Origin of the sequence: Chromohalobacter sp. HP20-39 (genome assembly GCF_033052815.1) — a bacterium.
GTDB lineage: Bacteria > Pseudomonadota > Gammaproteobacteria > Pseudomonadales > Halomonadaceae > Chromohalobacter.
Map to the genome: position 1 here is coordinate 1 of NZ_JAWHTP010000272.1, position 378 is coordinate 378.

Sequence of the window (378 nt, forward strand, 5' to 3'; positions counted from 1 at the left end):
TTGATGTGACAAAGCGCAATCGACCAGGCTACGCCTGTTGGCCTGCATCAACGCCGCATTGTCGCTCCACGGTTAAAATAAGGGATTACGCGCAGCACATCCCCTGCCCTGCGCCCTCTCATTTGCGGACCGCCTTTGCGCGGCAAGGAAGTCGCCTTGATCAAGTGGATTCTCGTTGCCCTTTACCTGGGCTCCATCCTGTACGTGCACTTTCGCGGCAAAGTGCGCCTGAAGTTCTGGCGCCAGATGTTCGACCACTCCGCGGTGGTCGCGCCGGTCAACTGCTTCATGTATGCGTTCTCGGGCGTGCCGCAGACGGCCTATGTGCCGGTCGAGCGCTTTCCGGATCTGGAAAAATTGCAGGCCGCCTGGCCGCAG

The 378-nt window shown here is 59.8% G+C and carries 1 pseudogene; it reads left to right on the forward strand.

Annotated features, from left to right (window positions below):
• Positions 1–156: 156 nt before the first annotated feature.
• Positions 157–378 (forward strand): annotated as a pseudogene (locus RVY79_RS17950) (lipid A hydroxylase LpxO); the annotation flags it as partial.